19 protein-coding genes are annotated in these 22032 nt (G+C 68.3%); 14 read left to right on the top strand and 5 right to left on the bottom strand.

Annotated elements, in window-relative coordinates:
- Nucleotides 1-16: 16 nt before the first annotated feature.
- Complete coding sequence (locus CYFUS_RS34345; protein ID WP_198316242.1) at nucleotides 17-1636, bottom strand: bifunctional 3-(3-hydroxy-phenyl)propionate/3-hydroxycinnamic acid hydroxylase; 1620 nt, start codon at nucleotides 1634-1636, stop codon at nucleotides 17-19.
- 137 nt (nucleotides 1637-1773) lie between these two features.
- Between CYFUS_RS34345 and CYFUS_RS34340 the strand changes: the two genes are divergently transcribed.
- The 3 genes from CYFUS_RS34340 (at nucleotide 1774) to CYFUS_RS34330 (ending at nucleotide 5652) form a co-directional block, all read left to right on the top strand.
- Nucleotides 1774-2562, top strand: coding sequence for a TetR/AcrR family transcriptional regulator (locus tag CYFUS_RS34340; RefSeq protein WP_095989066.1), 789 nt, complete (start codon nucleotides 1774-1776; stop codon nucleotides 2560-2562).
- 185 nt (nucleotides 2563-2747) lie between these two features.
- On the top strand, nucleotides 2748-3818 hold the full coding sequence (locus tag CYFUS_RS34335; protein ID WP_157758827.1) for a hypothetical protein: 1071 nt from the start codon (nucleotides 2748-2750) through the stop codon (nucleotides 3816-3818).
- A gap of 67 nt (nucleotides 3819-3885) precedes the next feature.
- Entirely contained in the window at nucleotides 3886-5652 is a 1767-nt protein-coding gene (locus tag CYFUS_RS34330; protein WP_095989064.1) for a hypothetical protein, read from the top strand.
- A 67-nt stretch (nucleotides 5653-5719) separates the two neighbouring features.
- Here the strand turns inward: CYFUS_RS34330 and CYFUS_RS34325 are convergent, their stop codons facing one another.
- Nucleotides 5720-7039: an alginate lyase family protein gene (locus CYFUS_RS34325; RefSeq protein ID WP_157758825.1), complete on the bottom strand. Its 1320-nt coding sequence runs from the start codon at nucleotides 7037-7039 to the stop codon at nucleotides 5720-5722.
- Between the two features lie 383 nt (nucleotides 7040-7422).
- On the opposite strand from CYFUS_RS34325, the gene CYFUS_RS34320 reads away from it, so the two are divergent.
- Entirely contained in the window at nucleotides 7423-8565 is a 1143-nt protein-coding gene (locus tag CYFUS_RS34320; protein ID WP_095989062.1) for a zinc-binding dehydrogenase, read from the top strand.
- A gap of 96 nt (nucleotides 8566-8661) precedes the next feature.
- On the opposite strand, the gene CYFUS_RS34315 is transcribed toward CYFUS_RS34320, so the two are convergent.
- A complete protein-coding gene (locus CYFUS_RS34315; protein ID WP_095989061.1) occupies nucleotides 8662-9354 on the bottom strand; it encodes a hypothetical protein in 693 nt (230 codons plus the stop codon).
- 217 nt (nucleotides 9355-9571) lie between these two features.
- Here CYFUS_RS34315 and CYFUS_RS34310 point away from each other — a divergent pair, with 217 nt between their 5' ends.
- From CYFUS_RS34310 to ruvA, 4 genes are all read left to right on the top strand, one after another.
- Nucleotides 9572-10699 carry a response regulator gene (locus CYFUS_RS34310; RefSeq protein ID WP_095989060.1) on the top strand — a complete coding sequence of 376 codons (1128 nt, stop codon included), beginning with the start codon at nucleotides 9572-9574 and terminating at the stop codon, nucleotides 10697-10699.
- A 117-nt stretch (nucleotides 10700-10816) separates the two neighbouring features.
- Nucleotides 10817-11566, top strand: coding sequence for a YebC/PmpR family DNA-binding transcriptional regulator (locus tag CYFUS_RS34305; RefSeq protein ID WP_095989059.1), 750 nt, complete (start codon nucleotides 10817-10819; stop codon nucleotides 11564-11566).
- Between the two features lie 93 nt (nucleotides 11567-11659).
- The gene (gene ruvC / locus CYFUS_RS34300; RefSeq protein ID WP_095989058.1) at nucleotides 11660-12232 is read left to right on the top strand and encodes a crossover junction endodeoxyribonuclease RuvC; all 573 of its coding nucleotides are present in this window, start codon (nucleotides 11660-11662) and stop codon (nucleotides 12230-12232) included.
- Nucleotides 12229-12840, top strand: coding sequence for a Holliday junction branch migration protein RuvA (gene ruvA, locus CYFUS_RS34295; protein WP_095989057.1), 612 nt, complete (start codon nucleotides 12229-12231; stop codon nucleotides 12838-12840). The genes ruvC and ruvA overlap by 4 nt, the downstream gene beginning before the upstream one ends.
- Nucleotides 12841-12876: 36 nt before the next feature.
- Here ruvA and CYFUS_RS34290 read toward each other — a convergent pair whose 3' ends face one another.
- Entirely contained in the window at nucleotides 12877-13524 is a 648-nt protein-coding gene (locus CYFUS_RS34290; protein WP_157758824.1) for a TraR/DksA family transcriptional regulator, read from the bottom strand.
- A gap of 161 nt (nucleotides 13525-13685) precedes the next feature.
- Nucleotides 13686-14747, bottom strand: coding sequence for a hypothetical protein (locus CYFUS_RS34285; protein ID WP_095989055.1), 1062 nt, complete (start codon nucleotides 14745-14747; stop codon nucleotides 13686-13688).
- A 213-nt stretch (nucleotides 14748-14960) separates the two neighbouring features.
- Here CYFUS_RS34285 and ruvB point away from each other — a divergent pair, with 213 nt between their 5' ends.
- The 6 genes from ruvB (at nucleotide 14961) to pyrF (ending at nucleotide 22028) form a co-directional block, all read left to right on the top strand.
- Nucleotides 14961-15992, top strand: coding sequence for a Holliday junction branch migration DNA helicase RuvB (gene ruvB, locus CYFUS_RS34280; RefSeq protein WP_095989054.1), 1032 nt, complete (start codon nucleotides 14961-14963; stop codon nucleotides 15990-15992).
- Complete coding sequence (locus tag CYFUS_RS34275; protein WP_095992404.1) at nucleotides 15989-17476, top strand: hypothetical protein; 1488 nt, start codon at nucleotides 15989-15991, stop codon at nucleotides 17474-17476. The genes ruvB and CYFUS_RS34275 overlap by 4 nt, the downstream gene beginning before the upstream one ends.
- A gap of 477 nt (nucleotides 17477-17953) precedes the next feature.
- Nucleotides 17954-18883: a UDP-3-O-acyl-N-acetylglucosamine deacetylase gene (gene lpxC, locus CYFUS_RS34270; RefSeq protein ID WP_095989053.1), complete on the top strand. Its 930-nt coding sequence runs from the start codon at nucleotides 17954-17956 to the stop codon at nucleotides 18881-18883.
- A gap of 50 nt (nucleotides 18884-18933) precedes the next feature.
- Nucleotides 18934-20016 carry a thioredoxin domain-containing protein gene (locus CYFUS_RS34265; protein ID WP_095989052.1) on the top strand — a complete coding sequence of 361 codons (1083 nt, stop codon included), beginning with the start codon at nucleotides 18934-18936 and terminating at the stop codon, nucleotides 20014-20016.
- A 9-nt stretch (nucleotides 20017-20025) separates the two neighbouring features.
- Nucleotides 20026-21306, top strand: a complete 1281-nt coding sequence (locus CYFUS_RS34260; protein ID WP_095989051.1) for a DUF4388 domain-containing protein — start codon at nucleotides 20026-20028, stop codon at nucleotides 21304-21306.
- Nucleotides 21303-22028: an orotidine-5'-phosphate decarboxylase gene (gene pyrF, locus CYFUS_RS34255; protein WP_095989050.1), complete on the top strand. Its 726-nt coding sequence runs from the start codon at nucleotides 21303-21305 to the stop codon at nucleotides 22026-22028. The genes CYFUS_RS34260 and pyrF overlap by 4 nt, the downstream gene beginning before the upstream one ends.
- The last annotated feature ends 4 nt before the right edge of the window (nucleotides 22029-22032 follow it).

The raw sequence follows: 22032 nt of genomic DNA, 5'->3' as shown, positions 1-22032 counted from the left end.
GGAATCGCTCCAGCATTCATGCGGCGGGGAGGGCGGGGGCAGCGTCGGCTGCTCGTGGCGCACCGAGCAGAACGAGTGCTTCGCGCACGAGGCGATTCACCTCGCTCACCGGGCCGTCGTGCAGCACGGTGCGGTCCGGGCGTACGAGCGCCGCCCAACCGAAGGGGGCCGCGCCTGGAATCAGCGCTTCGTGCAGGTCCTCCCAGGAGTCGCCGTGCGCCGCTCGATGCAGGCGCTGGCCGCGATGGCGGATCTGCACGACCCTGCCACCGGAAGCGGCGAAGTCGGCCCGTGTCGCCGCGTCGAGCCGCTCGCTGGTGTCCAGGCCGAAGCCGATCAGCGTCAGCGAGGGGCCGAACACGTCGTCGCTCAACCGCGTCGAACCATCGGCACCGCGCAGCCATCCCTGGGGCAGCACTCCGCCGCGGACGAGGTTCGAGGACGTGCGCCCCTCCACGAACAGCCCGCGCGCGAAGCGGTTCCTGGGTTTGAAGCCCAGATTCTCGAGGTAGCCGCTCAGCGGCGGTATGAGCCGGCTCAGCCTCATCAGGCCGTGCGTCGATATCGCGACGGCGGCGTTGCCTGGCATCACCAGCCTGCCCATCCGTCTGGCCATGGCGATCATGGTCTTCGCATGCGGCCGGCGCTCGGTGTCGTAGCTGTCGAGAATCGACGGTGCGGCGTGGTTTCGCAGCACCCACGCGAGCTTCCAGGCAAGGTTGGCCGCATCGCGCAGGCCCGCGACCAGGCCCTGGCCCACGAAGGGCGGCGTGATGTGGGCGGCGTCGCCCGCCAGGAACACGCGGCCACGGCGGAAGGCGTCGGCCACGCGCGCGTGGAAGCGGTAGACGGCCTTGCGCTCGAGCACCATGTCTTCAGCCCGGCCCCAGCGTGAGAGCAGGCGCCGGATGCTCTCGTCGGTCGCGATCTCCTCGGGCGATTCGCCCGGTCGCAGCATGAACTCCCAGCGTTCGCGCCCACCCGGCGCCACCATGTGCGGTGTGGGCCGTCGCGGGTCGCACAGGAACTCCACGTGGTCGATCGGCCGTGGCACGTTCCGCGCGTCGACGATCAGCCAGTCCTCGGCGTAGGTGTGCCCCTGGAAGTCCAGCCCGATGAGCCGGCGTACTCGCGAGCTGGCTCCATCCGCGCCGACAACGTAGGCCGCTTCCACCGAGACCGTGCTCCCGTCGGACCGCTTCAGCTTCGCGAGGACCGTCTCGCCGCGCTCCTCGAGCTCCGTCAGCTCCACGCCCAGCGCCGTGTGCACGGTGGTGTGGGGCGCGACGTTCGCCCGCAGCGCCCGCTCCAACTCGGGCTGGAAGAAGGTGACCAGCTTCGGGTGGCCATCGATGGCACCGCTGGTGTTGAAGCGCGCGAACTCGCCGCAGTAGGGCGAGTGCATGCGCACGTAGGGAATCGCGAGGGTGGTGAAGGCGTCCTCGGCGAGCCCGGCGAGCTGCAGGATGCGCAGCGCTTCGTTGTCGAGCGCGATGGCGCGGGGATGGGTGAGCAGCTCCGGCGAGCGGTCGATGACGAGCGTGCTCACTCCATGGCCACCGAGCAGGCTGGCCACCACGGCGCCCACCGGGCCGAATCCGACCACCAGCACATCAATCTTCGAGGGCAGGTTCATTTGACCGCCTCCACGAGGCCACGCCCCATGCGCGCCTCTTGTTTTTGATGAATTCATCATGATTGATGATTTTGTCAACTCTGAGCCGGATGCCTATATTCCTCCCTGTTGGTCGCCATCTCACCTTTCCCGACACCATGCCGAAGACCACTGTCCCGAAGCGCCCGCCTCGGTCGAGCCAGCCCCCGAAACCAGCAACGGATGAGCCCACGGAGAAGGAGCCGCGCGGAGCACGCCGCAAGCGTGAGACGCGGGCGCGCCTGCTGGAGGCGGCGCTGCGGTTGATGTCCGAGCGTGGGATGGAAGGGGTCGCGATCAACGAGATCACGGAAGCCGCCGACGTCGGCTTCGGCTCGTTCTACAACCACTTCGAGTCCAAGGAGGCGATCTACGAGGCGCTGGTGGACACCGTCTTCGAGGACTTCGCCGATGCGCTCGACCGGCTCACGGCGGACATCGGCGATCCGGCGGAGGTTCTCGCGATCTCTGTCCGCCACGCCATCCGGCGCGCGCGACGCGAGCCCGTCTGGGGCCGCTTCCTGGTCCGCGAGGGGCTTTCGGCACGCGTGATGTCGCGCGGCCTCGGCCAGCGCCTGCTGCGTGACATCCAGAAAGGCTTCGCGGCCAAACGCTTCAAGGCGGAGGATCCGCTGATGACCTTCATCGCCGTCGGCGGCACCGTGCTCGGTGCGCTCTCGGTGGAACTGCGTTCCGGCATGCTCGACGCGCCGCAGTCCGCGCGGCTCGACAGCCTGGGCCTGATGGGCGATGAGTTGCCGGAGCGCACGGCCGCCATGCTGCTGCGCACGCTCGGGCTTTCCTCGGCGGAAGCGGGGGCCATCTCGCGGCGTCCACTTCCCGAGGGGGAATTCGCCTCGGAATCGGTTGGGAGCACCTCATCGGAGACGCGCACGAAGGCCAGATGAGATGGACGGTGGGTGTGGTTGCGGCGCTACCAGGGGTTGACCGCCGTCAAGGATCGCGTTCGTACTGGCGCTCGCGGGTCGTGTTGGCAGCCGCCGCGAAGGGCACGTAGAATCGAGGATACGCTCGTGATGCACGATATCCATGACGGGATATCTCGAACCCATTGCGAGCCAGGAGAACGCACGTGGCAACGAGTCCCAAACGCGTGAACTTGCGGCCTGCCAGCAACTTGAGGGATCTCTTGTTGAACATCCCGATGAACGCGGGGACGAACGTCAACGACGACGATGGAAGAGGAAGAACCTGGGAGAGATTGCACCGGCACCTCGGAGTCCTACACCCCCTGAACAATGGATATGCGTGTGGGAATTTCGCCTTGTCGGGGGGGACCGATGGGAACTTCAACGAACTGGGAACGGAGCACTCCGTTCCTCTCTCCTGGATCATCGATCCGTACGGGCGGAATCCATATCGCGTCTATTACAATCACACCGGGATCGATCCGGGCCGGGTTGCTCGAACGCGAGACGGAGACGAGTATGCCTGGAAGGGGAGGTACGCCTACCAAGGCCGGAATAACGTCCTTGATGACCATGCGGCCGTTTTCAACTTCATCCCGGGTGTGATTGGTGATAACGGCGAGATGCCGAATCCCAATTATTCTCTCTCGGGGAGCGAGTGGACCGGGCTCCAGAATCTGTGGCGTGACGCCTGCCGGGAGGCCTTGAGGTGGAAGAAGGTCGGGCGTCGTGGGAACGGTGGGCGAGCGAGTTTCAACGACGCCGAGACCACTTCGGACTGGGGTGACAGGCTGCGAAGTCTGGACGACCATGAGGCGTTGAATGCCGCCGAGCAGAGCGTGCTCAGGAACAGGGGCCCACTGCACGACAGCGCGTCGATGAAGTTCTTCCACAAGCTGATGAAGAGAGTCGCTGAGTTGTATGGGTGGAAAATCAAGGACTATGACGAGGCACCGAACCCGGGGCGAGCGATGGGGTACAGGAACGGAGTCGGGATCGCGGTGACTTCGTGTAGCTGGTGGGCGGCGGATCACTGGGGATTCGTTGTAACGAATGCGCGGAATCCCGATGGTGACGACATGCCGTATGCCTTTTTTCAACAGGTGCCGACATGTAACGGCAACCTGGATTGCTACGGAACGCGCTTGTGGGACGAGGGACGGGCGATAACGGTGTTGTGGGTGGAGTCCGTGCCGCAACTGGTTTTGGATAAGATCCGCGATCACTATTACTAGTCCTGCCTCCGGCGCGAGAGCCCGCTCCGAGTGCTATGATTCCCACCCTCTTCGATGAGGGGTGGTCTTGAACGTGAAGACGTTTGGAGCGGTAGCGGGTACGGCATTCGCGCTGGGTCTGGGCCTCGCTGGCGAGGCCTGGGCGGGTCCGGGCACGGTGGTCATCCCCACGGCGCCGGAGTTGGGCCTGTCGGTGCGCCTCGGTGGACAGGTGCGGATGATCCCGACGCTCGAGAGCAACTGGGACCTCGGGCTGTCCGAGCGGACGCCCATCCGTGGGATGGGGAGTCACGTGAACGAGGCGGGCATCGTCGGCCACGACTACGTGCGCACGGAGGATCGCCTCTACTTCAACGTGAGCAAGGGCGATGACTGGGACTTCTTCATGGCGCTCGAGTTCGACAGCGTCCTGAACCAGCGGAGGACCGACCGCATCTCCAATCAGGAGAAGGGACTGTTCGATGACTTTGGCGTGGAGCGGTTGCAGGCCAGCGTGAAGCTGCCGTGGATCTCCTCCCGGCTCCATGTCGGGTGGGACACGGGGCCCTCGGCGGACATGGACGGTGGCGGGTTGCTCTACGTGGATGACGACCCGGGCTTCTGGCTGACGGGCAAGGCCGGCCCGCTGGCATGGAAGGCCGCGTACGTCCTCAAGAACGAGTCGCAGTTCGTCTACGCGGATCGCACCACGAGCGTCTCGGGGCCCTGTCCTCCCGTCATCAACGTGCCGCCGGGCGGCGGAAGCGTCCCCACTGGCTGTGCGCAGTTGCTGCCCATCGGGGCCTTCGATCGCAACTTCGGCGAGCGGCGCATCGGGGTCGGGCGGCTCGACTACACCCCGGTGGAGGGGCTGACCCTCTCGGGTCTCTACGCGGTGAACCACGCGCGCGTGCGCGGCCAGCCCCCCGCCACGGGAATCAACGCCCTCACCTCCGTCACCCACTACCCGGGCCTGTTGATCACCGGCAACCTGGGGGGGTTCAAGCCCATCCTGGAAGTGGCCGGGAGCTACGGCTCGGTGCGTTATCCGGGCACGGCGGCGGACATCCCGGACTATCTCGGCAAGCCGATCAACGGCCGCACCTTCCGGGTCCAGTCGTTCGCGGCCTTCGCGGACCTGGCCTACGACGCGAGCGCGGCGGTCGGTTTCAAGTTCGAGCCCCACGTGGGCGCCTATTACCTGAAGGGCGATAGCAACCCCGGGGACGATCTCCTCGGAGGCTATACGCCAGTGGTGGGCATGCCCCGGTTCACGCAGCGCTTCTCGGGGGAGGGCATGATCGTGGCCGATGGCAACATCGCCTATGGCAGCACGCTCTACAGTGCCTTCCCCGAGTTGTGGGGCAATCAGAGCAACCTGATGAGCAACGGGGCGGGTCTCTTCAGCAACAGCCGCTCGGACTCGCCCGGCCTGACGATGATCGGAGGAGGTGTGGACACCGAGCCCCTGAAGGGCACGCTGCGGTTCCGGACCAATGCCTATGCGCTCATCTACAACGAGCGTTTCCTGGTCGGCGCGCTCTCCGAGCCCAACAACGCCTCCTCCGTGGGCCTGACCGCCCGGGACTTCGGCATCAAGCGGCTGGTGGACGAGCACCTCTTCGGCGTGGAGTGGGACAACGAGCTGACCTACATGTTCAACAGCGCGGTCTCGGCCAGGCTCCAGTTCTCGTTCCTCTTCACGGGAGCGGCGGCCGAGCAGGTCGCGGGTGCGCTCTCCGACCAGGGCAGTGGTGAGCCGGTGGAGGTCGCTGGCGTCTCGTTCGAGCGCGCACGGCGGAGCGAGGCGGATTCGATGCGTCGACTCGCTGTCGAGTTGCTCTGGAACTTCTGACGTGCCGTCGTAGGCGACCCCGAGAGCCGGCTTCCGGCTCCCGGTACACGCTCGACACCTCGTTCGCTCACTGGAAGAGATACATGGACGGGATGGGGAACCCGTTGAGCGAGCCATCATCCATCTGTCCCTTGACGGCCTTGTTCACCCAATCGCCCTTCTGCTCGCGCGCGGCCAGGGATTCGGCGATGCGCTTGAGGTTCTCGTTCTGGGGGAAGCGGGAGGCGGCGATGGAGTAGAGCGCCGCCGCGCCCTTGCCGGGGTTGCCGCTCTCCGGGTACTTCCACTGGCCGCGGTCCAGGAGGCCCTCTCCCACCCGCTCCAGGCTCTTGCCGAGCTTCTGGCCCGCGGGCGTGTTGTAGATGTCCACCCCGGCCGAGCGCGCCACCTCCGCCATGGCCGTCATCGGCTGGAGCGCGTAGAGGTGGTAGTGCAGGGACTGCGTGCGCTTGAGCTCCTTGGGCATCAGTCCGTCGCCGTTGATCTGCGTCTCCATGGCCTTCATCATGGCATTGGCCTGCTCACGCACTCCCGCGGTGTCCCCCGTCAGCGCGGCGGCGGAGCCCCGGAAGAGGGTGCGCCAGGCGTGGATGTTGTTGTTGTCCGCGTGCATGTTCTTGGCATTGTCGGCGAAGGTGTCCACCCACTTCATGGCGCGCGCCTTCTGCTCGGGCTCCCACCCCTTGTAGTCCTTGAGGGCGGTCATGGAACTGAAGACAGAGGAGAGCGGGTGGTAGCTGGAGATGCCCGCCTGCCAGGAGCCGAACTCGGGCTTCATGTTCTTCGCCCAGGCGTCCATGAGGTTCGTCGCCTTCTCGGCGTAGCGCTCATCGCCGGTCATGGCGTAGGCATGGTTGAGCGAGTTCATCTGGGTGGCGAACTTGTTCATCTTGTTGATTTCCGACATGTCCCGGTTCGTGTTGACCACGCCGTCCTTGCCGGGCACGTAGCGCCGCTCCGGATCGAACGAGCCGTGGATGGGATCCGGTGAGGCCTTGAGGGCCTCGTCGGCCATGGCGATGATGCGCTTGCCCGCGGGGGTGTTGGCCTGCGCGCGCAGGGCGGCGTGATTGCGCGGATCCAGCGCGTTGCCATAGGGCATGAACGTGTCCTTGGCACCCGCGCGGGAACTGCTGGGGACGTCGTCCAGGGAGGGCACCTCCTCCAGGGGATCCGCCTTGTACGCGAAAGCATTCTTGTCCGGCGAAGACACCTCGGACGGTTTGAAGTGCTTGTCGTAGTGATCGGTGAACTTCCGCTCGGGCTCCTTGTGTCCGCCCTTGTTCTTGATGCCCCACTTCTCCGGATCGCTCTCCACGGGCCGGGACTTGAAGACGTCGTAGCGGTTGTAGTGGTGATGATTCTGGCTCGTGGATGAGATGCGCATGGGAGAGAGTCTCGGGGCTTCGGGCGAAAGGGGTGGGTGTAGGGGGTCCCGTGGACTCAGAGCAAGCGCCGTACCACCGGGAAACATCGAGGAGGGGACGGGGTTCCCCAGGAGAAACGCGGGGGAAGGGGACGGGGAAGTGGTGACTCCCGTCATCAACTCGCGAAGGGAGTCACCACTTCGCCCTGGGAGGCATCAGCACCGAATTGATGCGATTCGCGTTTGTCATAAGACAGTGGAGCCAGTGGGTATAAGCCCCTGGCGCTCGATGGGGCTGGCCCGGCTCGGATTCACTTGATTTCACCTGGCTCCCTCGACAAGAGACGGCCTTCGCGGCGGTGGCCACGAAGTGTCTTCCGACGAACCAAGGTGAGGAGATCCAGATGAACACCCAGAATCAGGAACAGGGGCTCCAGCTTCGCTCGCGAGTGAGCTCCCAAGGCGAACTGGAGTTGTCGCTGGCGCGGGTCGCGATCCCGGAGCCGGGTCCCGACGAAGTCGTCATCCGCGTCGAAGCCTCGCCGATCAATCCCTCGGACCTGGGCTTGCTGCTGGGCCCGGCCGACCTGTCCACGGCCCGGGCCGGAGGAACGGCGGAAAGTCCCGTGATCACGGCGACCATTCCGCAGCCGACGCTGAATGCCCTGGCGTCGCGCTTGGACAAGTCCCTACCCGTGGGCAACGAGGGCGCCGGCGTGGTGATCAAGGCGGGCGCCAATGCGCGGGAACTGCTCGGCAAGACCGTGGCCGCGCTGGGTGGCGGCATGTACTCCCAATTCCGGGTTCTCAAGGCGTCCAATTGCCTGGTCCTGCCGGCGGACGCGACGCCGGCCGACGGCGCTTCCTGCTTCGTCAACCCGCTGACGGCGCTGGGCATGGTCGAGACCATGCGCCGGGAGGGTCACAAGGCGCTGGTGCACACGGCCGCCGCCTCCAACCTCGGGCAGATGCTGAACAAGATCTGCCTCAAGGACGGCATCGGGCTGGTGAACATCGTCCGGAGCCCGGAGCAGGTGGCGCTCCTGCGCGAGCTCGGCGCGGCCCATGCGTATGACAGCACCTCGTCCACGTTCACCGAGGATCTGACCAGGGCCCTGGTGGAAACCGGTGCCACGCTCGCGTTCGACGCCACCGGGGGCGGGCAGCTCGCCGGGCAGATCCTGGCCTGCATGGAAGCCGCGGCCAACCGCACCGCCACCACCTACAGTCCTTATGGATCACCGATCCACAAGCAGGTCTACGTCTACGGCAGACTCGAGCCGCGCCCGCTCGAGCTCACGGGCAACTTTGGCATGGCCTGGGGTGTGGGCGGTTGGTTGCTGATTCCGTTCATGGAGAAGATTGGACCCCAGGCCACGCAAAAGCTGCGCGAGCGGGTGGCCGCCGAGCTGAAGACCACTTTCGCCAGTCATTACGCCGCGGAACTCTCGCTGGCCGAGGCGCTGCGGCTCGACGTGCTCTCCGTCTACAGCAAGCGCTCCACCGGCAAGAAGTACCTGATCAATCCCAACAAGGGTCTGAGCTGAGCCCCCGGACATCGCCATCGCCGGGATGTCCGGTAGCCGTTCCCCTCGGTCGAATGACGCCGCCGGGCGCGGCGCCCTTCCCGGGGAGCGAGTCGCTCAGAACAGCCGCACGCCCAGGCCCAGCCGCGCGCCGTAGCCCAGCCGGCTCTGTGTCACCCCGCGCACTTCCTTGAACACGTCCACGCCGAGCTGGCCCAGCAGCGACAGCGTCAGGTCCTCGCCGAGGTAGATCTCCGCGCCCACGCCGGCCAGGGGCTTCACCCGCCAGGTGCCGCCCGGGCTCAGTCCGATGTCGTAGGGCACTTCCACCGTGCCCAGCGCCGCCACCGTCTCCACCACCCGCCAGGTGGCCACCAGCGCGGGATCCACTCGCAGGAACCAACCCCGCAGGTTCTGCGCGTCGAAGTAGCGGCTGCCCGGGTTGGCCGTCACTCCCAGTCCCAGTTCTGGCGCCACGGCCCATGCGCCCTCGCTCCACACGGGCCAGCGTCCCACCGCCTCCACCGTCGTCGACAGGTGCAGATAGTCGAAGCGCGCCCGGGCTCCCAGCTCCCAGCCCGACAGGCCCTGCCGGTAGGACACACCCACCTCGGGGGCTCCCACCCACCCGGCCACCGCGCTCCCTCCGTCCGGAAGCACCGCCGGGGCCAGCATCGCCCCGAAGTGCCTCTGGCGGTCCTCCACGCGCACCGCTTCCGTCTCCGACGGAGTCGTCTTCTCCGGCGCCGCCGTCCCCTGCGCCATCGCCACCCACGGCATCAGCACCCAGGCCTGCATCAGTCGCTTCATAGGGCCGTGCACTCTGGCGCTTCCTCCCCGGCCCCGTCGAGCGTTTCCTTCGCTGATGTATTGCGCTATACCCAACGATTTCAGGTGCTTGGACTTCACAGCGGGATCATTCCACGTAAAACGTGCGTCCCGAGTGTTTCCTGGTAGGCTTTTTACCGGCATCTCGTATTTTTGGGCTGAAAGCGGACAGCGGCTCACCCTCGAGTAGGAGTCGTCCATGGCCAACAGCACGCGTGTTGCTTCCGTCCTCGAGCCGGCGCCCACGGCGCCCTGCGCGGATGTCAGCCCCCGGCGCCGCGCCAACCGCTTCCGCCCCCGCGTCCTGCTCGCCGAGTCCCAGAGTGAGGTGCGCACCGCGCTCGCCCAGGAGCTGGTCGGCGCCGGCTTCGAGGTGGTCGCCGCCCCGGTCATCGAGGAGCTCCTCGGGGAGCTGAGCGAAGGGGGGCCGCTGCCACACCTGGTGCTCGTGCCCACCGAGGGCTCGCCGGACGGTCTGGACGGATTGACGCTGTGCGAGCGGCTGCGCGCGGATGCCCGCACCGCGTCGCTCCCGGTGTACGTGTTCTCGCGCGAGCAGGCGTCCGCCCCGCGTGAGCGCGCCGAGGCGGTGCGCGTGGATGATCTGCTCGTGCAGCCGGTGGATCCCCGGGTGGTGGTGTCGCTGGCGCGGTTGAAGGCCGGACGGGGGGCGTTCGCGCCCGCCTACGAGGCGCATACCGTGCGCATGCCCCTGTCCCAGATGGTGCGGGCGCTGCTGTGCGGCTCGCGCTCTGGCCGTGTCGAGCTGCGTGACAACGAGGGCTGGCTCGCCTTCCGCCAGGGGCACGTGGTGGATGCGTCCTACGAGGGGGAGCGGGGTCTGGTCGCCCTGCGCCGCCTGCTCTTCTTCGGCTCGGGCGCGTACGCGGTGTCCTTCGGGGACGCGCTCGCCCAGGGCAAGCCCCTGCTCAGCCCGCGGGTGTTCACCTCGCTGCTGCTGCCGGCCGTGGAGCGCTTCACGGCCCTGTGCGACCTGGGCATTCCGCTGTCGGCCCGGCTCTCGGTGGACTTCAAGCGGCTGGCGGACGCGCTGCACTCGCTGCCCGACGACGTGGGGCAGGTCATCCGCCTGTGCGACGGTCAGCGCACCGTGCACACCACGCTCCTGGTGTGCGAGTTGCCGGAGATCACCACCCTGGAGGTGGTGACGTTGCTGTACGCGCAAGGGGTGCTGGCGCCGGCCAACTTCATCGCCGAGCGCGAGCCGCCGAGTCCCCGCGTCCCGCCCTTCTTCGAGCCGGATCGCACCCTGGACGAGGAGCCGTTCTCGGAGGCGTTCGCGGCCGTGGATTCCCGGGCTGCCTAGAGGAGAGAGGCCCTCGCCCTCCCAAGGGGTTTGACTCCCGCCGCGCGTCCGGGCGACAAGGCGCGGCGCTGTCTCCACCTCGCCGGGGGCACATCCGCCTCCAGGAGTGTCATCCCCATGTCCGGTCACAACCGATGGTCGAAGCTCAAGCGGGCCAACGCCATCATGGGCAAGACCAAGGGCAAGCTCTACTCCAAGCTCATCAAGGAGATGACCGTCGCCGCGCGGCTGGGCGGCGGCAATCCGGAGGGCAATGCCCGGCTGCGCGTGGCCATCGCCGCCGCGCGCGAGGCGAACATGCCCAACGACAACATCCAGCGCGCCATCAAGAAGGGCACGGGGGAGTTGGAGGGGGAGAGCTACGAGGAGATCGTCTACGAGGGCTATGGCCCCGGGGGCGTGGCCCTGCTGGTGGAGTGCCTCACCGACAACCGCAACCGCTCGGCGGCCGACGTGCGCTCCATGCTGGGCAAGGAGGGCGGCAACATGGGCGCGGAGGGCTCGGTGAGCTGGATGTTCCACAAGAAGGGCGTCGTCACCGTGAAGCCCGGTCCCAGCGAGGACGTGGTGATGGAGAAGGCGCTCGACGCGGGCGCCGAGGACATGCTGCCCCTGGGCGAGGACGGCTTCGAGGTGAGATGCGCCCCGGCGGACCTGCACGCGGTGGCCTCGGCGTTGGAGGGAGCGGGCCTGAAGCTCGGCGAGCAGAAGTGGACGTACCTGCCGCAGAACACCGTGCGCGTCGAGGGCGACAATGCCCGGAAGATGCTCAAGCTCATGGAGCTGCTCGAGGACAACGACGACGTGCAGAACGTCTACGCCAACTTCGAGATGGATGACGCGCTGATGGACTCGCTCTCGGGGTAAGGGGGCGGGGAGCGCACGGGTCCATCGACACGGAGCGGGCCAACGCGTTATAGGGCTGGCTGAACCCCTGTTCCGTTGTTTCCGGAGAGGCACGTGCGTGTCCTAGGCATCGATCCTGGCAGCCGCTTCATGGGCTATGGCGTGGTGGAGGATCGGCGCGGCCGTCTGGTCCACGTGGGTCACGGCGTCATCAAGGTGGACCCCGACGCCGCGCTCGAGCTGCGGCTCAAGTCGCTGCACGAGGCCCTCCTGGAGTCCTTCAAGCTCTACCGGCCCGCGTCGGTGGCGGTGGAAGGCGTGTTCACCTTCCGCAATGCGCGCAGCGCGCTCATCCTCGGGCACGCCCGGGGCGTGGCGCTGCTGGCCGCCGCCCAGGCGGGGCTGAGCGTGCACGAGTACGCGCCCGCCAAGGTGAAGCGCTCGGTGGGCGCCGGGGGCTCGGCGGACAAGGACGCGGTGGAGCGCATGGTGTGCACCTTCCTCGACCTGGAGGAACTGGAGCGCTCGGACGCGAGCGACGCGCTCGCGGTGGCGCTCTGCCACCTCAACCACGCCCGGACGGGTGTTCCGGTGGCGGGCACCCGGGGCCGCACGCGTGCTCGCGCGACCCAGGCGAAGCTGGCCGACAAGCTCACGCCGTCCTACCGGCGTCCGGAGGCGCGATGATCGCGGCACTGCGTGGCACCGTGCAGGAGAAGAGCCTCGAGGAGGCCATCATCGACGTGGGGGGCGTGGGCTACCGCGTCTTCTTCTCCACGCTCACCCTGGGCCGGCTGCCCGCGGAGGGCGAGCCCGTGCAGGTGCGCGTGCGCACCGTGGTGCGCGAGGACGCCTTCGAGCTGTTCGGCTTCCTCTCGCGCCCCGAGGAGGAGCTCTTCCTCCTGCTCAACTCGGTGAGCCACGTGGGGCCGCGGCTGGCGCTGGCGGTGCTCTCCGGCATGGAGGTGAACGAGCTGGTGGCGGCGCTCGGCCGGGGCGAGGTGGCCCGCCTCACGAAGATCCACGGCGTGGGGAAGAAGACCGCCGAGCGGCTCGTGCTGGAGCTCAAGGACAAGGTGAAGACGCTGCACCTGGAGCAGGTGGCCACGCAGCTCAAGCCGGAGGCCCCCGCGGCCAAGCACCTGGCGGACCTCATCTCGGCGCTCGTCAACCTCGGCTACAAGCAGCCCCAGGCGGAGAAGGCCGCCCAGTCCGCCAGCGAGCGGTTGGGAGAGGAGGCCGCCTTCCAGGCTCTCTTCCGCGAGGCCCTCAAGGTCCTGCGCGCGACGCCTTGAGCCGGGTGCCGCTCGGAAGGCCGCTCGCGTGGCCGCTCAGAAGTAGGTGACGCGCACCTCGGGCTCCGGCGCTTGGTCCGGAACGCCCTCGCGCTTGCGCTGGCAGGCGGCGCAGCACTCCGCCCAGGGCACCAGCTGGAGCCGCTCGAGCAGGATGATGGCGTAGCAGTCCTCGCACAGGCCGTAGATGCCCGGGGTCACCTCGAGCTTGTGGATGGCCCGCTGCACGCGCGGCAGGAGCTGATCATCCCGCTCCTCGCCGGACTCGGCCGCCTCGCGCAACTGCTCTCGCTGGTCCTCGTCGATGGTGGCCCACACCCACTCCGGGGGCTGCTTGCCCGACAGGACGTAGTGCAGCACGTGCAGCTGGTGCTCGGCCTCGCGGCGCTGGGCCTCGCGGCGCATGGTGACGAGCTTCGGATTCTCCATGAGGCGCGACAGGCGCTGCTGCACCTCGCGCCGCATCCCGGTGTCCCGGGTGATGTGCTCGATATAGGCCTGGGGCGAGACTTCCGCGGGTCCACACACCTGCTGGAGCACGCGCTCGAAGACGGGCTCGATGCCCACGGTCGCCGCGGTGGCGATCCAACTCGTGGAGGCGTTCAGCGCATCGAGGGTGGAGAGGATCGATTGGTGGATGTCCTTCCACTGCGGCGGGGGGCCTTCTGGGGAACCGGTCGTCATGCCTGGGGGCATCTAACCACAGGGAACCGGGAGACACACGAGCCCGCTTTTGGGCGGAGTTCGCCAGGAGGGTCCACCGCCGGGCCACCTTGGCGCGTCCGGCCGTCCCCGGGGCGAACCCCGAATTCCCAGGCGCCCGAGGAGCCGCGCCCCCGGTGTGCTCAGGCGGCGGAGGCCAGGCGGATGCGGCCGTGCGCCGGCGCGGGCAGGGTGAGGGTGGGCGTGAATCCGGGTGCCACCTTCGCTCCCGTCAGCAGCGAGGAGGGGTGGAAGTTCACGAAGCATCCATCCACCCGCGAGGGCCCCGCGAACACCTTCTCCACGATCATCGACGAGTACTGCTCCAGCGAGCTCTCGCGGGTGTTGCCGTTGAGGACGACTTCCCAGCCCATCTGCTCGGCGAAGGCGCGCACGCCGGGGATGCCCGATTGCAACGGGGTGTAACTCTCGGTGGCGATGCCGTTCTCGCTCACCACGAAGATCTCCTGATCCGTGGCCACCGCGAGCGACATGTTCCCCAGCGTGTGCCCGGGCGTCGACAGGAGCGCCACGCCCCGGCCGAGCCACGTGTCCCCGTCCAGCAGCACCACGCGCTCCCCGGGCACTCCGTCGGTTCCCCCCGGCACGTACCAGACGCGCTCCAGCGGATGCAGGTTCTTCACCGACGCCCACTCGGTCCGCTGCACCAACAGCTTCGCCCGGGGGAAGTACGCGGGCTGACCGTCGCCCCCGAGCCAGCGCCGCACGTCCTGCACATGCAGGTGATCGAAGGCGATGTAGTCCACGTCCCCGGGCCCGAGGCCCAGCGCCTCGAGGTGCCCCTGCACGGTGCCGTGCTTGCGCGTCATCACCTTGTCCGCGAGGAAGGCGCCGTACTTGCCGCGCAGCGACTTGTAGAAGGGCGCCTCATGTCCGCGCTCATAATCGCTCGGGTTGAAGAGCAGCACGCGCGAGGTTCCCTCCTCCTCGTACTGCACCACCTGCATGCGGTTCATGATCATCACATAGGGGGCCGGGGAGAGCGCCGCGCCGCTGAAGGCGAACAGGGCCGGATAGGGGAAGGTGATGAGATCGCAGGTGGCGAGCGCCTGGACCGGACCGTCCGCCGCGAAGGCCTCGCGCGCCTGCCAGGCTGCCCGGCGCAGCTTCTGCAGCCGGGAGCTGGCGAGGGGCTCGGCGCGGGCTTCGGAGAGGAAGGGCAGGGGGCGGAAGGAAGGAGTCATGGGGTTCACCGGGAAAACGCACGATCCAGGGGGAATGTGTCGCACGTTTCGAGGGGCGGCTGGATGCTCCCGGGCGCGGCGAGGGGGCCTCGGGTTCACTGGTAGACGGGGCCTGCGGGCAGGCGGCCCGGCGGCCGGCGAGCATCGGAGCGCATCATGTCGAGAGCCCTCCACCCGAGGGCCATTCTGGTAGGGTGGGGGCAGAGGACTGGCATGGCGAAGCGGAAATCGGAAGACGCGCTCTCGGGTGAGGCGCTCAACGACGAAGTGCGGGTCGAGGCCTCGCTGCGTCCACGCTCCTTCGACGAGTACGTGGGCCAGAGCGCCGTCGTCGACAAGCTCCGGGTGTACGTGCAGGCGGCGCGCAGCCGCGGGGAAGCGCTGGATCACTGTCTCTTCTCCGGGCCTCCCGGCCTGGGCAAGACGTCACTCGCCTACCTCATGGCCACGGAGCTGGGCGTGGGCATCCACGTCACCAGTGGCCCGGCGCTCGAGCGCAAGGGGGACCTGGCTGGCCTGCTCACCAACCTCAACGAGCGCGACATCCTCTTCATCGACGAGGTGCACCGCCTCAACGCCGCCATCGAGGAGTACCTCTATCCGGCGATGGAGGACTTCCGGCTGGACATCACCATCGACACCGGCCCCGCCGCGCGCGCGATGAAGATCGACCTGCCGCCCTTCACCCTCATCGGCGCCACCACGCGCACGGGCCTGCTCACCTCGCCCTTGCGCGACCGCTTCCAGATCCAGGAGCGGCTCGAGTACTACGAGCCCAAGCACCTGGAGATGATCCTCAACCGCTCCGCGCGCATCCTGGGCGTGAAGCTGGAGCGCGAAGGCGCCCGGGAGATCTCCACCCGCGCCCGGGGCACGCCCCGCATCGCCAACCGGCTCTTGCGCCGCCTGCGCGACTTCGCCCAGGTGGAGGGTGATGGCACCATCACCCGCGAGCTCGCCGCCCAGGCGCTCACCCGGCTGGGCGTGGACGCCTCGGGCCTGGACGCCATGGATCGGAAGATCCTCCTGGCCATCCTCGAGAAGTTCGGGGGCGGACCGGTGGGCGTGGAGACGATCGCCGCGAGCGTGGGCGAGCAGCGCGATACCATCGAGGATGTGTACGAGCCGTACCTCTTGCAGGAGGGCTTCCTGCAGCGCACGCCGCGGGGCCGCACGGCCACGCACCGCGCCTACACGTACTTCAACAAGAAGGCGCCCGAGTCGGCGCAGGGGACCCTTTGGTGAGCACCGCGCCCGTCGTCCATCCGCCTCGTGCCTCGCGCGTCCCCCGCGACTTCTATGAGGACTTCGTGCGCTTCTCCCAGGGCAGCCAGGCCGGCTACCTCGCCGAGCGCGAGCGCTGGTTGCGCGCCCTGCCCGTGGAGGCACGCGAGGAGCTGCTCTTCGAGTTCGAGATGCTCCTGCGCGGCCTGGAGCGCTATGTCCACCAGGAGGACAACGGCGTCACCGATGCCCAGGAGCAGCCGCTCGTCACGCGCGACTTCCGCGAGGAGCTCAAGGACATCCGCGCCACGCTCAGCCAGGCCATCCGCCTCGCCCGGCACCTGTTGGATCCGGACTCGGACCAGAAGCTGCAATTCCGCCGCTACGTGGAGACGCAGCTCGCCGATGACCGGGGCCTGCGCTCGCGCATCGAGGGCGAGCGCAAGCAGGAGACGCCCCAGGAGAGCCTCTTCGTCCTGCGCCAGTCCTTCGAGTCGCTGCGCAACCTCATCGATCACCTGCTGCAACTGCCGGTGTGCGGCCTGAGCCTCTTCACCGACGTGGGCAACCTCGTCCTGCGCGAGATCGTCCTCAACCGCTACTTCCGGCCCTGCCGCCTCACCGAGTTCCGCCTCGAGTACGATCGGCTGCGCTCGGCGCGCCTGCTCGCGCTGCTCGCCACGGTGCCCGCGGAGACCCGGCCCCTCTTCACCACCGTCTACCTGGGCCTGTTCCGGCTGTTGCACTGCCTGGCCTACGTGAGCCAGGACGCCCAGGGGCCCATTCCCCGGCGCGTGCGCGTGCTGCTCGCCCTGGTGCGCAGCGAGGCGCTCAGCCTCGTGGGCTACCTGAAGAACGAGATCGCCCCCCGGGCGGGTCCCAAGCCGCTCCAGGCCGCGTGCCTGCGCGCCGCGCGTGACATCGCCCGCGAGACGGAGCGCATCGCCCGCGACATCCTCGTGGAGCTGGACAGGGATCGGGCCGCCGCCGCGCGCGCCTCCTACGCCTTCACCCAGCTCTTCCAGGCCCAGGTGGTGGCGCTCACCGAGGCGCTCTCTCCCGGCTCCGCCTCCGGCGAGGCCCCCTTCGAGCAGCTCGTCTCCGCCACCGAGAGCGCCGAGCGGCTGCGCCGCGACCTGTGGGTCTTCTCCCAGCTCTGCCGCACGGCGGAAGGCCACCTGCGCAACGACAACGTGCCGTCGGCCGAGGCCGTCATCTCCAGCATCGTGGCCTTCCTCGGTTACTTCCAGGACGGCAGCTACCAGTTGCTGCGCTACGTGGACTACGAGGCCTTCGATCGGTTCTCCGCGCTGCTCACCGAGCTGCCCTGGCCTCCCGAGGGGCCCGCCGTGCGCACCCGTCTCATCGAGGATCTGCGCGGCTTCTCCCAGGTGCTGGAGAACACCTTCGCCGCCGTCAGTCGCCGCGCCCAGCTCCGGGGCTTCAACTTCGACCGGGAAGAGGCGGAGCGTCTGCGGGATCGCTTCCTCGCCGAAGGCAGCTGAGCCGCTGGGGCCCGGACGGGCCTCGTGTGGACGGTTTCGTCCGGTGCGGGTTTCGTCCGGTTCGCGGCATTGCAACCGCGCTGGACTTCATGCTTTTTGCCCGCCGCCGTTTGATTCCGGCCCCCCGTCTGCGCTATCTGCGGGGCGTCCGTGACGCGCCAGGACGGCGCGTCGGCAAGTAAAAGTCCGGACACATTTGTCACGGTGGTGGGGCTGGTGCACGGCGGGTCGAGGGGCTGTCGGAGTTCCCGAGGACGGGAGAGCTCCAGCGGGACGCCCGAAAACTCAATGAATTCAAGCCTTTGGGCAAGGGTTGACTCCCCACGGTTCCCCCCGCAGGTTGAGGAGGGGCGTGGTTTGGGTTTTGCATCGATACGCGGCGCGTCAGATGAGCAGTGAACAGTGAAGGCCCGAGCCCGGAGGTGGAATCCGGGGTGGGGAAGAGAAGCATCCGCATCGGCGAGGCGACAAAAGAACATGCCTTACACCTCCTTCAACCAGCGCACCCTCCTCCAGCCCGTCCGTTGCCAGGGGGTGGGACTCCACTCCGGCGCCCCGGTGAACCTGTCCCTGCTGCCCGCGCCGGTGAACCACGGCATCGTCTTCGTGCGCACGGACACGCTGCGCCCGGTGTCCATCCCCGCGTTGACGGAGTACGTGGTGGACACGTCCCTGGCCACCACCCTGGGCAAGGACGGCGTCAAGGTGAGCACGGTGGAGCACCTGATGTCGGCGCTGGCTGGCATGGGGCTGGACAACGTGCGCGTGGAGCTGGATGGCCCCGAGGTGCCCATCATGGATGGGAGCGCCGCGCCCTTCTCCTCCCTCATCTCCGAGGCGGGGGTGCGCGAGCAGGAGGAGCCGCGCCGCCTGCTGGTCATCAAGAAGACGGTGACGGTGACGGACGGGGACAAGGAGGCGAGCCTGTCGCCCGCCAAGGGCTTCCGCATCTCGTGCACCGTGGACTTCAAGCACCCGCTCATCACCGAGCAGTCCTTCGAGCTGGAGTTCTCCGATCGGTGCTTCGCCCGGGAGATCTCCCGCGCGCGCACCTTCTGCTTCCGCCGGGACGTGGAGATGCTGCAGAAGATGGGCCTGGCGCGCGGCGGCTCGCTGGACAACGCCATCGTGGTGGACGAGTTCTCCATCCTCAACCCGGATGGCCTGCGCTTCGCGGATGAGTTCGTGCGTCACAAGATCCTGGACGCCATCGGAGACATCTCCCTCTTTGGCCACCCCGTGATGGGCCACCTCAAGGCCTTCAAGACGGGCCACGCGCTCAACCAGAAGCTGGTCAAGGCGGTGCTCGCCGACCCCAGCTCCTACGAGATCGTTCCGGCGCGCAAGCACCTGGAGCTGCCCGAGCTGCGTCTGCCGGAACTCGGGCTCGAGCCCCTGGTGGCGTGAGAAATTTCTTTGCGGCTTCGGGGTTTTCTCGACTAAGGACCCCAACCCATATGCTCATGCGCTCGACTTCCACCCTCCTGGCCGGTCTGCTGGCGGCCTCCCTGTTCTCCGGCTGCAACAAGGAGAAGGCCCCGGCGACCGCCGGCACTCCCACCACCGCCTCCTCCACGGAGCTGCCTCCCGACACCGTCGTGGCCACCTTCGGTGACGGTCAGAAGATCACCTTCGGTGAGCTCAACGATCGCATCAAGGAGCCGCTGGCCAACCTGGAGAAGCAGAAGTACCAGACGCGCAAGCAGGGTCTGGATGGCTTCGTGGTGGAGAAGCTCGTGAAGGCCGAGGCCACCAAGCGCAACCTCACCGAGGAGCAGCTGGTCAAGGCCGAGGTGGACGACAAGATTCCCCAGCCGCCCGAGGCGGAGATCCAGAAGCTGTACGACGAGGCCAAGGAGCGGCTGCCCCCGGGCACCACCTATGAGCAGGTCAAGCCGCAGATCGTCGACTTCCTCACCGGCTCGAAGAAGCAGGAGCGCGCGCGCGAGTACTTCGCCGAGCTCAAGAAGAACGCCAACGTGCAGATCACCCTGCCCGAGCCCCCGCGCCCGCCCGTCGAGCGCAAGGAAGTGGCCGCCACCGGCCCCTCGCGCGGCCCGGACAACGCGCCCATCACCATCGTGGAGTTCAGCGACTTCCAGTGCCCCTTCTGCAGCCGCGCCGTGAAGACGGTGGAGGAAGTGCTCGCGGCCTACCCGGACAAGGTGAAGCTGGTGTTCCGCCAGTTCCCCCTGGACTTCCACAAGGAGGCCCCCAAGGCCGCCGAGGCCTCGCTGTGCGCCCAGGATCAGAACAAGTTCTGGGAGTACCACGACACCCTGTTCGCCAATCAGAGCGCCCTCAAGGTGGAGGACCTCAAGGCGCACGCCAAGACGGTGGGCCTGGACACGGCGAAGTTCGACAAGTGCCTGGACTCGGGTGAGAAGGCCACCGTGGTGAAGGCCGATCAGGAGGCCGGCTCGAAGGTGGGCGTCACGGGCACCCCGGCGTTCTTCATCAATGGCATCCTGCTGTCCGGCGCCCAGCCGATCGACGAGTTCAAGAGCATCATCGACAACGAGCTGAAGGCCAAGCAGTAGGGAGTCCGCGTGGCGGCTCGTCCCAAGGCCTCGCTTCGTCCAGGGCAGGGCGGTGAGCCGGCGGTGCTCGAGTTGGAGCGCCCCCTCGCCGCCAGCCTCGCTCCGGGCCAACCCCTCGTGGCGCATTTCCACTCGTCCGAGGGGGTGGTGCTGTTGCGCGAGCCCGCCGCCCTGGGCGGTTTCTTCGCCGGCAGCCTCAGCTCGCTGTCCGTGGAGGAGGTGCTCGGCCACGTCGTCTCCGGCATCCGCAGCGGCCAGCTCACCCTCCAGAACGGCCCGGTGCAGCGCACCGTCACCTTCCGGGATGGTCAGCCCACCTTCGCCGTCTCCAGCGTGCACCATGAGCGGCTCGGCTCCGTGGTGGTGCAGCTGGGGCTCGTCACGCCCGAGCAGCTCCACCTCGCGCTCGGCAAGGTGACGCCCTCGCTGCGCATCGGCGCGGTGCTCACCCGCGAGGGCTTCCTGTCCGAGGCCAACCTCTACAGCGCCATGACGTACCTGGTGCGCGAGGTGATGCTCAACCTCTTCGAGATGGCCGAGGGCAGCTTCCTCTTCCTCGAGGGGCGCCAGCCTCCGGGAGATCAGGTGAAGCTCCAGGAGCGCACGAGGGATCTGGTCATCCAGGGCCTCAAGCGGGGCGAGGCGGTGGCGCGGCTGCGCCGGCGCTTCCCGGATGATCTGCTGGTCACCACCGGCGCCGAGGCGCCTCCTCCCGGCGAGGAGTCCCTCTTCGCCCAGGCGGCCCCTGGCACCTCGCTGGGCGCGCTGCGCTCCTTCTGGGAGGGCAGTCTCTTTTCCTTCCTCACCTGGGTGGAGGAGCGCATGCGCGATGGCGCGCTCGTCATCCAGCTCAAGACGACCGTGCCGGCCGTGGCGCCCGTGGTGCCCGTGCCGCGGCGGGCCTCGGGCACCTTCGCGGCGATTCCCCCGCCCGTGGTGGCCCCCATGAGTCCCGAGGAGCGCTTCAACTCGCTGCTCGCGCAGATCCACACCGCCATCCGCCTCGCGGGCGCCAACCCGGACCTGCTGCGCGGCTTCCTCGAGTCGCCCCAGCCCGGGCTGGAGGCGGCCTACGAGGGGGTGACGCTCGGCCCGGATGGCCGGCTGGACGTGGAGCGCATCCGGCAGAACGTCTCCAGTGGCGGCGAGGCGCTCGCGCGCGCCATGACGCTTGAGGCGCTCGACGCCTTCGTGTCCTACGCGCTCTTCTCCGCGCGCAACGTGCTGCCCGGCGAGATGTCCGAGCGGCTCTACCGCGGCTACCGCGACCTGCAGGAGGGACTGTCATGACGGAGGTATTGCCCGCGCGGGAGCGGATCGCGCTCGCCGCGGATCTCCCCCTGGACGAGGGCCTGCGCCTCTATGAGCGCGTGGCGCCCCACGTGGGCTACGCCAAGGTGGGCTTGTCGCTCTTCGTGGAGCATGGGCCCGCGGCCGTGGCCGCCTTCCAGCGCCTGGGCGCGCGCATCTTCCTCGACCTGAAGCTGCACGACATCCCCAACACCGTGGAGCTGGCGGCCGCGCGGGCCGGAGCGCTCGGCGTGTCGCTGCTCACCGTGCACGCGGCCGGAGGCGAGAGCATGCTGCGCGCCGCGGTGAAGGGCGCGCGCGAGGGGGCTCGCTCCAGGGGACACGCGGCGCCCCGGGTGCTCGCGGTGACGGTGCTCACCTCCCTGTCCGCCGAGGAGGTGGCGGCGGTGGGTCTGCCCGGCACGCCCGAGGAGGCGGCGCTGCGGCTGGCGCGGCTGGCCGTGGGCGCGGGTGTGGACGGTCTCGTGTGCTCGCCCCGCGAGGCCGCCGCCTTCCGCCGCGAGCTCGGGCCCACGCCCTTCCTGTGTACCCCCGGCATCCGCCCCGCGGGCGCGGCGGCGGGGGACCAGAGCCGCGCGGAGACGCCCGCCTTCGCCCGGCGCGCGGGGGCGGATCTGCTCGTGGTGGGCCGCCCCATCCACACCGCCCCCGAGCCGCTGGCGGCCGCGCGCGCCATCGCCGAGGAAGTTTCCTCCGCCTGACATC

It is taken from the genome of Cystobacter fuscus (assembly GCF_002305875.1).
In the GTDB taxonomy this organism is placed as follows: Bacteria; Myxococcota; Myxococcia; order Myxococcales; family Myxococcaceae; genus Cystobacter; species Cystobacter fuscus_A.
This window is presented reverse-complemented; position numbering and strand designations above follow the sequence as displayed.